The organism is Ruegeria sp. BF6, from assembly GCF_056538665.1.
In genome coordinates this window covers 130,183-144,184 of sequence record NZ_JBQFTN010000004.1, presented here as the reverse complement: position 1 = coordinate 144,184, position 14,002 = coordinate 130,183, and the positions used below count along the sequence as shown (strand labels likewise).

General features: G+C 59.8%; 14 protein-coding genes. 4 read left to right on the top strand and 10 right to left on the bottom strand.

From position 1 onward, the window contains the following. Positions 1-14: 14 nt before the first annotated feature. Complete coding sequence (locus tag ACR0IM_RS13310; RefSeq protein WP_480682203.1) at positions 15-806, bottom strand: zinc-ribbon domain-containing protein; 792 nt, start codon at positions 804-806, stop codon at positions 15-17. A gap of 183 nt (positions 807-989) precedes the next feature. On the opposite strand from ACR0IM_RS13310, the gene ACR0IM_RS13305 reads away from it, so the two are divergent. The 4 genes from ACR0IM_RS13305 to ACR0IM_RS13290 are packed head-to-tail and all read left to right on the top strand — an operon-like array spanning position 990 to position 3,895. Continuing rightward, positions 990-1,667, top strand: a complete 678-nt coding sequence (locus tag ACR0IM_RS13305) for a cell division ATP-binding protein FtsE (RefSeq protein WP_480592805.1) — start codon at positions 990-992, stop codon at positions 1,665-1,667. Continuing rightward, positions 1,664-2,563, top strand: a complete 900-nt coding sequence (locus tag ACR0IM_RS13300) for a cell division protein FtsX (RefSeq protein WP_480682202.1) — start codon at positions 1,664-1,666, stop codon at positions 2,561-2,563. The genes ACR0IM_RS13305 and ACR0IM_RS13300 overlap by 4 nt, the downstream gene beginning before the upstream one ends. Next, the gene (locus ACR0IM_RS13295) at positions 2,563-3,303 is read left to right on the top strand and encodes a lysophospholipid acyltransferase family protein (protein ID WP_480682201.1); all 741 of its coding nucleotides are present in this window, start codon (positions 2,563-2,565) and stop codon (positions 3,301-3,303) included. Before ACR0IM_RS13300 ends, ACR0IM_RS13295 begins: the two co-directional genes overlap by 1 nt. Continuing rightward, the gene (locus tag ACR0IM_RS13290) at positions 3,290-3,895 is read left to right on the top strand and encodes a pyridoxamine 5'-phosphate oxidase family protein (protein ID WP_480682200.1); all 606 of its coding nucleotides are present in this window, start codon (positions 3,290-3,292) and stop codon (positions 3,893-3,895) included. The genes ACR0IM_RS13295 and ACR0IM_RS13290 overlap by 14 nt, the downstream gene beginning before the upstream one ends. A gap of 1 nt (position 3,896) precedes the next feature. Here the strand turns inward: ACR0IM_RS13290 and ACR0IM_RS13285 are convergent, their stop codons facing one another. From ACR0IM_RS13285 to ACR0IM_RS13245, 9 genes are all read right to left on the bottom strand, one after another. After that, complete coding sequence (locus ACR0IM_RS13285; RefSeq protein WP_480682199.1) at positions 3,897-4,745, bottom strand: TerB family tellurite resistance protein; 849 nt, start codon at positions 4,743-4,745, stop codon at positions 3,897-3,899. Between the two features lie 160 nt (positions 4,746-4,905). Continuing rightward, positions 4,906-6,294 carry a dihydrolipoyl dehydrogenase gene (lpdA, locus tag ACR0IM_RS13280; RefSeq protein ID WP_480682197.1) on the bottom strand — a complete coding sequence of 463 codons (1,389 nt, stop codon included), beginning with the start codon at positions 6,292-6,294 and terminating at the stop codon, positions 4,906-4,908. A 73-nt stretch (positions 6,295-6,367) separates the two neighbouring features. After that, positions 6,368-6,637, bottom strand: a complete 270-nt coding sequence (locus ACR0IM_RS13275; RefSeq protein ID WP_170327189.1) for a hypothetical protein — start codon at positions 6,635-6,637, stop codon at positions 6,368-6,370. 2 nt (positions 6,638-6,639) lie between these two features. Then, a complete protein-coding gene (odhB, locus tag ACR0IM_RS13270; protein ID WP_480682196.1) occupies positions 6,640-8,151 on the bottom strand; it encodes a 2-oxoglutarate dehydrogenase complex dihydrolipoyllysine-residue succinyltransferase in 1,512 nt (503 codons plus the stop codon). Between the two features lie 3 nt (positions 8,152-8,154). Next, positions 8,155-11,112 (bottom strand): 2-oxoglutarate dehydrogenase E1 component, encoded by a 2,958-nt coding sequence (locus tag ACR0IM_RS13265; RefSeq protein ID WP_480682195.1) that lies wholly within the window; start codon positions 11,110-11,112, stop codon positions 8,155-8,157. Beyond that, positions 11,109-11,651 (bottom strand): DUF805 domain-containing protein, encoded by a 543-nt coding sequence (locus tag ACR0IM_RS13260; RefSeq protein WP_480641801.1) that lies wholly within the window; start codon positions 11,649-11,651, stop codon positions 11,109-11,111. The genes ACR0IM_RS13265 and ACR0IM_RS13260 overlap by 4 nt, the downstream gene beginning before the upstream one ends. After that, positions 11,648-12,415 carry a hypothetical protein gene (locus tag ACR0IM_RS13255; protein WP_480682194.1) on the bottom strand — a complete coding sequence of 256 codons (768 nt, stop codon included), beginning with the start codon at positions 12,413-12,415 and terminating at the stop codon, positions 11,648-11,650. Before ACR0IM_RS13255 ends, ACR0IM_RS13260 begins: the two co-directional genes overlap by 4 nt. Positions 12,416-12,483: 68 nt before the next feature. Further along, positions 12,484-13,365, bottom strand: a complete 882-nt coding sequence (gene sucD / locus ACR0IM_RS13250; RefSeq protein WP_010443702.1) for a succinate--CoA ligase subunit alpha — start codon at positions 13,363-13,365, stop codon at positions 12,484-12,486. Positions 13,366-13,450: 85 nt separating this feature from the next. Next, complete coding sequence (locus ACR0IM_RS13245; RefSeq protein ID WP_480641803.1) at positions 13,451-13,999, bottom strand: hypothetical protein; 549 nt, start codon at positions 13,997-13,999, stop codon at positions 13,451-13,453. Positions 14,000-14,002: the final 3 nt, after the last annotated feature.

Sequence of the window (14,002 nt, the reverse complement as noted above, 5' to 3'; positions counted from 1 at the left end):
GTCCTGCAACCGGATCAGTTCTGTGCCGTACCCGAGGTCTGCATCTCAAGCCACAGCCGTGCCTGATCCACCATCGTCACATAGGGTTCAAGGATGGGATCGGCCTGCGGAACGGCCTGGCTGATTTTCTGTGCATTGCCATAGATCAGGATCAGCACAATTCCGACAATCAGGATCGCTGCAAAACCGCGCATGAACCCACCGGATTTGCGCTGCGCGGTGTCCTCTGTCCCCGCGGTGTCATCGCTTCGCAGGCTGGAATTGATCGCCTCGACATCCGGCAGCGCGTCCTTCTGCCCCGCATCTTCCGCGGTCTCGGTGGCCGTCAACTCCTTGACGGCGCGTTCCGTCTCGGGTTCGGGCTCGGGAGGGGCATCCAGTGCCAGATCGGGTTGGGTCTCTAGGCTGCCGCCTTCCTGAGCGCGCAGATCAGCCTCGCGGGCTGCTTCTTCCTTGAGGATACTGGCTACCGCAGGATCGATATTCCCGTTCGCCGCAGGTTTTTCAGGTTCCGGCGCAGCCTCGGGATCCGGCACGGGTTCGGGCTTGGGCGCCACCTTTACCTCGGTGGCAGATGCAGCCGCTTCCTCTGCCGGCGCTGGCTCTTGCTCTGCCGGTGCTGGCTCTGCCTCGGCAGGTGTCTCCTCGACTACAGACTCGACCGCCACAGGGGCGGGCTGGTCCGGGTACTTGGCCTGAAACCAGGTGTTCTCGCAATTCGAGCATTGCACGTCGCGGCCTTCTTCAGGAATGACCTCGTCTGGCACCTCGTACTGGGCGCTGCAATTCGGACACGTAAGACGCATACTGCCTCCTGGTCGGAACCTCGACCTGATAATAGTTTTTTCAGGGATGTTATTCCGTTAAGACACGACCGCAAAGGGTGTTTTCGGTTTCGCGGCACAAGTGTCACCAATTCGACCCGGTGCAGGCATTGAAACCACAACCGCGCTCGGGCAAGAAGGGCGGCAACTAGAATGGGGGCCCCTGTGATCGAGCTGGAAAATGTCAGCTACACCTATGGTGGAGGCGAACTGCTGAGCGACGTGTCGCTGCAGCTGCAACCAGGGTCGTTTCACTTTCTGACCGGCCCGTCGGGCGCGGGAAAGACCACGTTGCTCAAGCTGTGCTATGGCGCGTTGCTGCCCACATCCGGGCGGCTGAGCGCGTTGGAGCAGGATGTCGCCCGGCTGGATCGGGACCAGATGGCCCTATTGCGACGTCGGATCGGTGTCGTGCATCAGGACTGCCGGTTTCTGGATCACATGACGGTGGCAGAGAATGTGGCCTTGCCATTGATGGTATCCGGGCAGGCCGAGACCGCGAAGCGAGAAGACCTGAGCGAATTGCTGTCTTGGGTCGGTCTGGGCACCCGGCTGGATGCGCACCCGCCGGAGCTGTCAGGGGGTGAACGTCAGCGCGCCGCGCTGGCCCGTGCGGTGATCCTGTCGCCGGATGTGGTGCTGGCGGATGAACCCACCGGCAACGTGGACTGGGAGATGTCGCAACGCCTGCTGCGCCTGCTGGTCGAGCTGAACAAGATGGGCAAGACCGTGCTGATTGCCACCCATGACCTGAGCCTGATCCGAGCCGCCAAAAGTCAGGTGCAGGCGCGTGTGCTGCGGATCTCGCAACGTCAGGTCCAGCTTGCGGGGGCAGATCTATGAGCAAGGGGATGATCCGAAACCTGTTGCAACGGGACGCGCGTGCCGACCGGGTCGTGCCGCCCACCGGCTATACCGCGCATCTAACTCTGTTCGTGTCGGGCGCGATGGCGTTTCTGGCGGTGTTTGCGCTGGCGCTGTCGCTGGCCTCGGGGCGACTGGCGGATCGCTGGGCGAGTGAACTGGCCGGGGCCGCGACCCTGCGCATCAACGCCCCAGCCGACCAACTGGCGGCCCAGACCGAGGCCGCCCTGACTGTGCTGAGCCAGACACCTGGTGTTGCTTCGGCCCGGGCGCTGACGACCGAGGAGCAGGCCGCTCTGCTATCGCCATGGTTCGGCCCCGACCTGCCGCTGGACACCTTGCCGATACCGCAACTGATCGAAATCATCGAAGGAGAGCCCGGTCTGGATGCAACCGGCCTGCGTCTGCGATTGGGGGCCGAAGTGCCGGGCGCCGTACTGGACGACCACACCCGCTGGCGCAAGCCGCTGGTGGATGCGGCAATGTCGCTGCGGCGGCTGGGCTGGGTCTCGATCCTGCTGATCGGTGGGGCGACGGCCGCGATGATCACGCTGGCGGCAAATGCGTCGCTGGCGGCCAACGCCCAGATCATCGAGGTGCTGCGCCTGGTCGGTGCCCGCGACCGTTTCATTGCCCGCGCCTTTGTCCGGCGCTTTACCTACCGCGCGTTTTTTGGCGCGGTTGTGGGCGTCATTCTGGGCATGACCGGCGTGCTGCTGCTGCCCGAAGCCTCGGATGAGGGCGGTTTTCTGACCGGTCTGGGCTTTCAGGGCGCAGGCTGGATACTGCCGGCACTGATCCCGGTATTAGGTGCCACTGTCGCCTTTATGGCCACCTGGACTGCCGCCAGCCGTAAATTGAAGGAGCTTTCGTGATGGCCACAGCGTTTCAATGGATCCGTTCGCTGATCTTCATGATCGTGATCTACACTTGGATGCTGATCCTGGGCGTTGTCTTCGCCCCTTATGCTCTGTTTGCCAAAAGTGGCGCGCTGCGGGCCTGCAAGACCTATGCCCGCACAACCATGTGGCTGGCCCGCTGGATGGTCGGCATCCGCACCGAGGTCCGCGGGGCCGTGCCCACGGGTGAGGTTGTGGTTGGGGCCAAGCATCAGTCCTTTCTGGACATCATCATAATTTTCGACGCGGTGCCCCACGGCAAGTTCATCATGAAAAAGGAACTGCTCTGGACTCCGATCATTGGCATGTATGCTCGGCGCCTTGGCTGCATCCCGGTCGATCGCGGCAAAAAGGGTGTGGCCGTGGCCAAGATGGTCAAGGACGTCTCCAAGGAATTCACCGAGCCCGGCCAGTTGGTCATCTACCCGCAGGGAACCCGAGTCGCGCCAGGGGTGCACATTCCCTACAAGGTGGGCACAGCGATTCTGTACGAAGGCCTCGGGTTTCCCTGCGTTCCGGTGGCGACCAACGCTGGCGTTTTCTGGCCGCGCACGGGCGTTTTGCGCAAACCTGGGCTGGCGATTGTCGATTTTCTCGATCCGATTGAACCAGGCGTTGGCCGCAAGGATTTCTTGCAACGGCTGGAAGACGTGATCGAAACGCGCTCTGATGCATTGATGAAAGAAGTGGGGTTTGACCCGGATGGAGTTCATTGAAGATATCGAAACGCTCGAAGGGCTGTACGGTATGCCCGCAGCGCCCTCGCTGCGCAAGGTGGCGCATAGCCTGACGCCGCTGTACCGCAAGTGGATCATGGCCTCGCGGCTGTGCATCCTGAGTACGGTTGGCCCTGAAGGCACCGATGGCAGCCCGCGCGGGGACGATGGACCGGTGGTGTTGGAACTTGGTCCAAAGACGCTGGCCCTGCCGGACTGGCGCGGCAACAACCGTCTGGATTCCCTGCGCAATATCGTGCGTGACCCGCGTGTGGCGCTGATGTTCCTGGTGCCTGGGTCGAACAATGTGGTTCGGGTAAACGGACAGGCGCGGTTAACGGCGGACGTGACCTTGCGCGCTCACTTCGAGAAGAACGGTAAGCAACCCGCGACCGTCGTAGTCATCGAAATCACCGAGATCTACACCCAATGCGCCCGCGCAATGATGCGGGCGCGGACATGGAACGCGGGCGACGAAAGTGCCGACCTCCCCACCATGGGAGAGATTCTGGCTGAGGTGAGCGAAGGGGAAGAAGGCGGCGCGCGTTACGATTCCGAGTGGGGGGCACGCGCCGCAAAGACCATGTGGTAAATCAGGCCGGGTTGGCGTTCGCGGCCTGAAACATCGTCATGAATTCGTCCACATTGATCCCCAGCCCGCGCGCCAGTTTCTGGACGAAAAGGGCCTCATCCTCATCCATATTGCCGTCTGCGGCTGCGATCATCAGCGTGGCCTGCAGTACCATGCGTTTCTGATCCGAGGTCAACCCGGTGCCAAAAGCGGCGAATTGTGCCTCGGTCGGTTTGGCCTCGGCCATATCGAATATGCGGCGGATGCGGGCCTCGTCAAAGGTTTCGCCGGTCATCTGCTTGGCAATATCGGCCATCAACGCAATCTCAGACGGGTCCAGCGTGCCATCCGCCTTTGCGGCGTGGCACATCGCATCCATCGCCCGCAAGGCCGCCGGATGTACATCGCCCATCTGTGCATGCCTCTGCGCCGTGCGCTTGGTTTGGCGAGCGGATTTCGCTACCGCTAAAAGCAAGAACACTGCAATGGCACCCAAACCCCAAAACCCCGAGATCATGTCGGCGATTGACATCGAGGGTTGATCCGGCAGGTCCGCAGGGTAAGTCCCCACCACTTTGCCCATCGCCAACTGTTCGGCGTTGACCGAGTAGTAACTGTCGCTGTCGCATTTGTTCGGGGCCATGACATAGCCGATCGAACTGCGCCACACGCCCGCGAACATGATGTGAGTCTTTTTGGTCAAATGGCACAGGGCCAGCTGTTGACCAGAATTGTCCGTGACATCGGTTTCAGCAACAAGGCTCATCTGTTCGGCCGTGCCCCAGACGCCGCCGCCGCGGGCCGCGTGCGCGTCCTGACCAGAGAACATGGTGAATAACAGCGCCACCGCGCAAAGAAGTGCAAACCGCATTTCCGCCTCGATAAATGTTTCGTTTCAATCAGTTCTGCCGGTTCTTCCCGGCAATCACAATCGAGTGATCAACCTATACGGTAGCAAAAGTAAGGTGGCGCAGCGGCAAGAAAAAGGCGGGCTTCTTGGCCCGCCTTTAAGGAGTTCTATCGTAAATCTATCAGCTGTGGATCGGACCATCGCCACAGGCCAGTGCGGCCTCACGCACCGCTTCCGAATAGGTCGGGTGGGCGTGGCAGGTGAGGGCCAAATCCTCGGCCGAGGCACCGAATTCCATCGCGACGCAAACCTCGTGAATCAGGTCACCCGCGGCCGGACCGATGATGTGGCAACCCAGAATGCGATCGGTTTCCTTGTCGGCCAGAATCTTGACGAAGCCATCGGCGGCAAAGTTCGCCTTGGCGCGGCCATTGCCCATGAACATGAACTTGCCGACCTTGTAGGCGCGGCCCGCGGCCTTGAGCGTCTCTTCGGTTTCGCCCACGTTCGCCACTTCGGGCCAAGTGTAGATCACGCCCGGGATGACGCCATAATTGACATGACCATGCTTGCCCGCGACTTGCTCGGCGGCAGCCATACCTTCATCCTCGGCCTTATGTGCCAGCATCGGGCCTTCGGTCACGTCGCCGATGGCATAGATGCCCGGAACGTTGGTCTGCCAGTCTGCACCAACTTTGATCTGACCGTGCGGGGTCATCTCAACGCCCAGAGCCTCAAGCCCAAGACCGTCCGAGAACGGCTTGCGCCCGGTCGCGACCAGAACGGTGTCGGCGTCGATCACGTGCTCGCTGTCATCCTTGCGCAGCTTGTAGGTAACCTTGGCCTTGGTCTTGGTGGCTTCGGTTTTTTGCACCGCTGCTCCCATCACGAATTTCAGACCCTGCTTCTTGAGGATGCGCTGGAAGGTCTTCTGCACCTCAGGGTCCATGCCCGGAGTGACTACGTCGAGGAACTCGATCACGGTGACCTCGGCCCCCAGACGCTGATAGACGGACCCCAGCTCCAGACCGATAACACCCGCGCCGATCACGACCATCTTTTTCGGGATCTTGCCCAGTGACAACGCACCAGTCGAGGTCACGACGACCTTTTCATCGACCTCAACGCCCGGCAGCGAGGCCGGCTCGGACCCGGACGCGATGATGATGTTCTTGGCCGAGTGGACCTCATCGCCCACCTTCACCTGACCGGCCGCTGGGATCGATCCCCAACCCTTGAGCCAGTCGATCTTGTTCTTCTTGAACAGGAACTCGATGCCCTTGGTGTTGCCCTCGATGGTTTCTTCCTTGTATGCCTGCATCTGTTTCCAGTCGACCGAGGGGCTTTTGCCCTTCAGGCCCATCTTGGCAAAGTTATGCTCGGCCTCATGTAATTGTTGAGAGGCGTGCAGCAGAGCCTTGGACGGGATACAGCCCACGTTCAGACAGGTCCCGCCCAGGGTTTCACGCCCTTCGACAACGGCGGTTTTCAGACCCAGCTGGGCGCAGCGGATGGCGCAGACATAGCCGCCGGGGCCGGCGCCGATTACGATGACGTCATAGTTTGCCATTATACTCTCCTAAGTCGACCGGATGGACCGGTGGCTGCATGATCCAGCATGGCCGGTTCATGCGGTGTTTTCTTCAAACCGGTTCCAGCAGCTTGATCGTGATATGTGCAATGCCGCCCCGTTCGTGGTGCATCGCCAGCTCTTCCGAACCGAAAAAGGCACGGGCCTTGTCCAGGTTCGTGACCTCGAACATGGCGATGGCATGGTCGCGTTGGTCCGGGTCGCGCCAGACGTGCAGGTCGCGAATACCCGCGGCCTTGCGCATAGGTTTGTCTTCGCGGAACACTTTCAACCAGGCATCGAAATCGGCCACATCGGCCTGCCACAATACATGAGTTGCCATAATTACAGATCCATCAGCAGGCGGCGCGGATCTTCCAGCGCCTCTTTTACACGTACAAGGAAGGTCACGGCGCCTTTGCCATCAACGATCCGGTGATCGTAGGACAGAGCCAGATACATCATCGGGCGGATCTTGATCTCACCGTTGATGACCATCGGACGGTCCTGGATCTTGTGCATGCCCAGAATACCCGACTGCGGGGGGTTCAGGATCGGCGACGACATCAGAGAGCCGTAGACGCCACCGTTCGAGATGGTGAAGGTGCCGCCCTGCATTTCGGCCATCGAAAGCTTACCGTCACGGGCGCGCTTGCCCTTTTCGGCGATGGCTTTTTCGATCGCGGCAAAGGACATGCTGTCGGCGTCACGGATGACTGGAACAACCAGACCTTGAGGCGTACCGGCGGCAACCCCCATATGCACGAAGTTCTTGTAAACGATGTCGGTGCCATCGATCTCGGCATTCACCTCGGGCACTTCCTTCAGAGCATGGCAGCAGGCCTTGGTGAAGAAAGACATAAAGCCCAGACGCACGCCGTGCTTCTTCTCGAACTGGTCCTTGTACTGGTTGCGCAGAGCCATCACCTCGGTCATGTCCACCTCGTTGAAGGTGGTCAGGATCGCAGCGGTGTTTTGCGCGTCCTTCAGGCGCTTTGCGATGGTCTGGCGCAGGCGAGTCATGCGCACGCGTTCCTCGCGAGATGCATCCTCGGCCGCTACTGGCGCGCGTGGTGCAGGCGCAGGGGCCGGAGCCGCAGCAGGAGCCGGTGCGGCTGCGGTTGCCACGGCGCGGGCTACGTCCTCTTTCATAATGCGGCCATCGCGACCGGTGCCGGAGACCTGATCGGCGGACAGACCGGCTTCGGCCATCGCTTTTTCGGCCGAGGGCGCATTGGCCACGTCCATGCCCGTGGCCACCGTCGCTGGGGCGGCGGCAGCGGCCGGAACAGCGGCAGGGGCTGCAACGGTACCTTCACCCGAGATCACCGCCAGCTTGGCCGACGCGTCCACGGTGGTGCCTTCGGGGGCCGCGATTTCCGCCAGAACGCCAGCGGTCGGGGAAGGGACCTCGACCGAGACCTTGTCGGTTTCCAACTCACACAGCATTTCGTCCTGCGCGACGGCATCGCCAACCTGTTTGAACCAGGTGGATACGGTGGCCTCGGTAACCGACTCGCCCAAGGTGGGAACCATGACGTCGACGCGGCCTGCACCAGCGGCCGGGGCGGCCTCGGCTGCGGGGGTCGCAGCTGGTGCAGGGGCCGGGGCGGCGCCTTCACCTGCAGCGATTGTTGCTAGCAGGGCATCGACGCCAACGGTTTCACCCTCGGCAGCTACGATCTCGCCCATCACACCCGCCGTGGGCGAAGGCACTTCGACGGTCACCTTGTCGGTTTCAAGCTCACAGAGCATCTCATCCACGGCTACGGCATCACCGGGTTTCTTGAACCACGTCGCAACCGTGGCTTCGGTGACGGATTCGCCAAGCGTGGGAACACGAACTTCAATGGTCATCGTTTACTTTCCTTCGATGCTCAGCGCTTCGTTCACGAGCGCCTCTTGTTGGGCTTTGTGTTGGCTGGCCAGACCTGTGGCGGGCGAGGCCGAAGTTGCGCGGCCGACATAGCGGGGCCGGGTATGTTTGGCCTTAATACGGGTCAGAACCCATTCGATATTGGGTTCGATAAATGTCCAGGCACCTTGGTTCTTGGGTTCTTCCTGACACCAGATGATCTCGGCCCCCTTGAAGCGCTCAAGCTCGTTAATCAGCGAATGCGCCGGGAACGGGTAGTACTGTTCGATCCGCATCAGGTAGACATCGTCAATGCCGCGTGCGTCACGCTCTTCCAGCAGGTCGTAATAGACCTTGCCGGAACACATCACGACACGTTTGATCTTGTTGTCCTTGACCAGCTTAGTCTCGGAGTTGCCCTGCTGCGCATCGTCCCACAGCACCCGGTGAAAGCTGGAGCCGGTGGTGAACTCTTCGGCGGTGCTGACCGCCAGCTTGTGACGCAGCAGCGATTTCGGCGTCACCAGGATCAACGGCTTGCGGAAGGTCCGGTGCAACTGCCGGCGCAGGATGTGGAAATAGTTCGCGGGCGTAGTACAGTTCGCCACGATCCAGTTGTCCTGACCGCACATTTGCAGGAAACGTTCCAGACGCGCCGAACTATGCTCGGGGCCCTGCCCTTCGAAACCGTGCGGCAGCAGAGTCACTAGGCCGGACATCCGCAGCCATTTGCTTTCGCCCGAGCTGATGAACTGGTCGAACATGATCTGCGCGCCGTTGGCGAAATCACCAAACTGTGCTTCCCACAGGGTCAGCGCGTTGGGTTCTGCCAGCGAATAGCCGTATTCGAAGCCCAGAACCGCGTATTCCGACAGCATCGAGTCGATCACGTCGTATTTCGACTGACCGGCACGGATGTTGTTCAGCGGGTAATACCGCTCTTCGTTTTCCTGGTGCACAAAGCCCGAGTGGCGTTGGCTGAACGTGCCGCGTGTCGCGTCCTGACCGGACAGGCGAACCGGGAAGCCTTCGGTCAGCAAAGAGCCAAAGGCCAGCGCTTCACCGGTCGCCCAGTCAAAGCCCTTTCCGTTGTCGAACATCTGTTTCTTGTGATCCAGCAGACGACCCACAGTCTTGTGCAAGGCAACGTCCTCAGGCGCGTGCGTCAGAGCCTTGCCGATCTCGGCCAGAGTGTCAGGCGTGATCGCGGTTTCGCCGCGCACGTATTCTTCTTTGTTCTTGTCCAGATGCGACCAGCGCCCGTCCAGCCAGTCGGCCTTGTTGGGCTTGTAGTCCTTGCCGGCCTCGAACTCATCGTTCAGATGCGCTTGGAAGGCGGCTTTCATGTCCTCGATCTCACCTTCCGGAATCAGGCCATCCTTGACCAGACGTTCGGTGTACAGCGACAGCGTGGTCTTATGGGTCTTGATCTTCTTGTACATGATCGGGTTGGTGAACATGGGCTCGTCGCCCTCGTTGTGACCGAACCGGCGATAGCAGAAGATGTCGATGACCACGTCCTTGTGGAATTTCTGGCGGAACTCGGTCGCTACCTTGGCGGCGTGGACCACGGCCTCGGGGTCGTCGCCGTTCACGTGGAAGATCGGCGCCTCGACCATCAGCGCGATATCGGTCGGATACGGGCTGGAGCGCGAGAAGTGCGGCGCGGTGGTGAAGCCGATCTGGTTGTTGACCACGATATGCATGGTGCCGCCGGTCTTGTGACCGCGCAAACCCGACAGGCCGAAGCCTTCGGCCACAACACCTTGGCCGGCAAAGGCCGCGTCGCCATGCAGCAGGATGCCCATCACCGCGGTACGGTCAGTGTCGTTCAGCTGATCCTGCTTGGCGCGGACCTTGCCCAGAACCACCGGGTTCACCGCCTCAAGGTGCGAGGGGTTCGCAGTCAGAGATAGGTGCACGCTATTGCCGTCAAATTCGCGGTCGCTGGACGCGCCAAGGTGGTATTTTACGTCGCCTGACCCGTCCACATCCTCGGGCTTGAAGCTGCCACCCTGGAATTCGTTGAAGATCGCGCGATAGGGCTTGCTCATCACATTGGCGAGGATGTTCAAACGGCCCCGGTGTGGCATCCCGATGACGATGTCCTTGATCCCCAGGGCGCCGCCCCGCTTGATGATCTGCTCCATCGCGGGGATCAGCGCTTCACCGCCGTCCAGACCGAACCGCTTGGTGCCCATATATTTGACGTGCAGGAACTTCTCGAAACCTTCGGCCTCGACCATCTTGTTCAGGATCGCCTTGCGGCCTTCCTTGGTGAAGGCGATTTCCTTGCCATAGCCTTCGATCCGCTCTTTCAGCCATGCGGCCTGTTCGGGATCCGAGATATGCATGTATTGCAGCGCAAACGTGCCGCAATAGGTCCGCTTCACGATCTCGACGATCTGGCGCATACTGGCCATCTGTAAGCCCAGCACGTTGTCGATAAAGATCGGCCGGTCCATGTCGGCTTCGGTAAAGCCATAGGTCTTGGGGTCCAGCTCGGGGTGTGTGCTGGCGGCGCGCATCCCCAGCGGGTCCAGATTGGCGGCCAGATGGCCCCGGATCCGATAGGCTCGGATCAGCATCAGCGCCCGCAAGCTGTCCAGAACCGCACGTTTGATCTGGTCTTCGCTGACCTCAACGCCCTTGTCCGCAGCCTTGTCCTTGATCTTCTTGCCAGCGGCTTTGGCGTCGATCTCGGCCCATTCACCAGTCAGCGCGCCGGTCAGATCATCTGCTGGCATCGGCGGCCAGTCGGTGCGCGCCCAGGACGGCCCTTCGGCCTCTTTCTGAACGTCCGGAGAAGCGTCACCCATGGCCTTGAAGAACTCGGCCCAAGCGGCATCTACCGCACCGGGGTTCTTGGTGTACTGGGCATAAAGCTGCTCCAGATACTCGGCATTGTGCCCCTGCATAAAGCTCGAGGCGTGGAACGCGGAATTGGGCGTATGTTCGGTCATTGGGCTACCTCATATGGGTTGGGACCGTATTGGTTGGTGCCTGGTTGAGACGGGCGGGTCAGCCACCACAGCACCAGGAGGGGCGACACAAACAGAACGAAAAGTGTCGGAAGGACGACCAGCAAAGTGGCGCGGGTGAACAGGATGTCCAGGTTGCCGCCATGCTGGAAGCTGGACGCAAGGCCGATGCCAAAGATCAGAACACCAGCGGCCCCGACGATCAGCAGGATCGGCAACAGAGCGTAAAGCCCGCTGCGCCCGGTATCATGCATCCGCCGCCACGCGGCGGCCAGATGCGGGAAAAAGACGACCAGGCCGACGATGCTCTGCACGGGCGCAGAGGACGTGGCGGTGACTTGTTTGACTTCATCGGTCTGCGTCGTGGCGACCTGAGTGAAGAACTGCCAGTCGATGATCCCGGCGATAATGTTCCAGATCACGATGAACAGGAAAAAGAACCAGTATTCGGGCCGCGAGGCGCGACCCGAGAAGGTGAAGAACTTGGAGAAGCAGGTGCGGATGGCGTCAGAGAAGGTCATGGCTTGGCTTCCTCATTTCGCCGGAAGATTTCTAATGCCAATGCCGCATTGGGTTTTCTCGAATATTGCTCTTCGAATTCGGAACGTTCAAACCAAAAAAACTGCACTCTCGCAGGCCCCATGCCTACTTGAGGTTCCAGAATCGGGCGATCAACAAAAACGCCCAGCTTCACAAGAACACTAGCAGCACCAGAAAGCGGTTTGTGTAGCTCGTCTCCAATCGTCGTCGCACTCACAGTTCGAGCCGGACCAAGAGATACTTTGTGCTCGTCACCCGGGTATTGATAAACTGCATCAGAAACCAATGTTGCATCTTGCAAAGAAGAACTAAAGAAGCGGCATCCAAGGTCTTCGCCAAGTTTTCTATTCCCGCCCTTGTCATGGATCATCAAAAACGCGCGGGTGTCTCCATCCCACCAGAACGCATCATAGACACCGCGCTGTGAGACATCGGATATGGTGTCCAGATGCTCAATCATGTCGGGAATAATGCCAGTTTCTGTATCCAGACCGAAAAAGTTGTATCTCTCATCAATTAGGGCACGGAAGAGTCCGCCATCGGCCAAAAGCGAAGCAAGTGCTTCGGGATAGGGCGCACGGAACTTTTTCCATCCGCGTTCGGTGAATTCTTGAGCAATCGACGCGCGACTCTTAGACGACCAAGTACAGAGGTCAATTATGTCCTGTGTTGGCTTTGTGAACTCAGGGGATGCGCTTGCAACACCTGCACACATCGAAAGCAGGCCGCCAAATACAAGGGCCAAGACATGCTTAAAGCGAGGAGATTTCTCTCCCCGCCTCGTGTAGCGTATGCCTTGGTGCGCCATCGCGCTTACCCAATCGCTTCCAGCACAGCCTCACCCAGCTGGGCGGGGCTTTCGGCCACGACGATACCGGCCGAGCGCATGGCTTCGATCTTATCCTCGGCACCGCCCTTGCCACCGGCGACAATCGCGCCCGCGTGGCCCATGCGGCGGCCCGGAGGGGCCGTGCGGCCTGCGATGAAACCGGCAGTCGGCTTTTTGCGGCCCTTCTTGGCCTCATCCGCCAGGAACTGTGCGGCTTCTTCCTCGGCCGAGCCACCGATCTCACCGATCATGATGATCGACTCGGTTTCGTCATCGGCCAGGAACCATTCCAGCACGTCGATATGCTCGGTGCCTTTGATCGGGTCACCGCCGATGCCCACACAGGTGGACTGGCCCAGGCCCACATCGGTGGTCTGCTTGACGGCCTCATAGGTCAAGGTGCCCGAGCGCGACACAACGCCGACCGAGCCGCGTTTGTGGATGTGGCCGGGCATGATGCCGATCTTGCAGGCGTCTGGAGTAATCACACCGGGGCAGTTCGGACCGATCAGGCGCGAGTTCGAGCCTTCCAACGCGCGCTTCACCTTCATCATGTCCAGAACCGGGATGCCTTCGGTTATGCAGACGATCACTTCCATCTCGGCATCAATCGCTTCGAGGATCGAGTCCGCTGCGAAGGGCGGCGGCACATAGATCACCGAGGCATTGGCTTCGGTCACGTGCTTGGCTTCGTGGACCGAGTTGAACACGGGCAGATCAAGATGGGTCATCCCGCCTTTGCCGGGGGTCACGCCGCCGACCATCTTGGTGCCATAGGCGATGGCCTGTTCAGAGTGGAATGTGCCCTGCGAGCCGGTAAAGCCCTGACAGATCACTTTGGTATTTTCGTCGATGAGGACTGCCATTTGGCGTTCTCCTTTTTTTTAAGCAGAAAGAATCTGCTGAAACTCGTTTCTGAAAGCAGAGACAGCCCCGCTATTCACTTAGGCGTCAGTTGTAGACGTAACTTGCAACTTCCTTTCGGGAGACTGGTTTTGTCACGAAGACAAAATGGCGAACGTGATCGCGCTTTTTTTTAGCCTCGTAGACCAATACGCTCCCATTTTTGAGTTGGTACACGTAGTTATACTGGCCTCTGGGAAGATGATCCTGGGGTTCACCTCCGGTTCGTTTTGAAGCCTCCTGAAGAAAGAGATCCCCGATTTCCTTACTGTTATCGGCACCAAGAAAGACTACGGCGCATGTCGACTTGTCACCTTCTTCGATCACACTTGTAGCCAACAACTTCTCGCCCGGGGCCATGAATGCGGGGTTGCCAGCCATTGGAGTCGTAGGCTTCAAACCTTGTTTTTGAACCGCGGTTGAGAACGTGTCGAAATTCGGAAGCGTTTTTAGGCAAGCCTCGGAGAACACCTGAACAGGTTGGTTTGTCTCTGAGAATGCAAAAGACTTCGCAGCAAATCTATCCGTTGAGGGCGCACCGCAACCTGACAAGGCCACGGCACACGCCAACGCAACAGCTTTTGAACTAAACTTCACAGC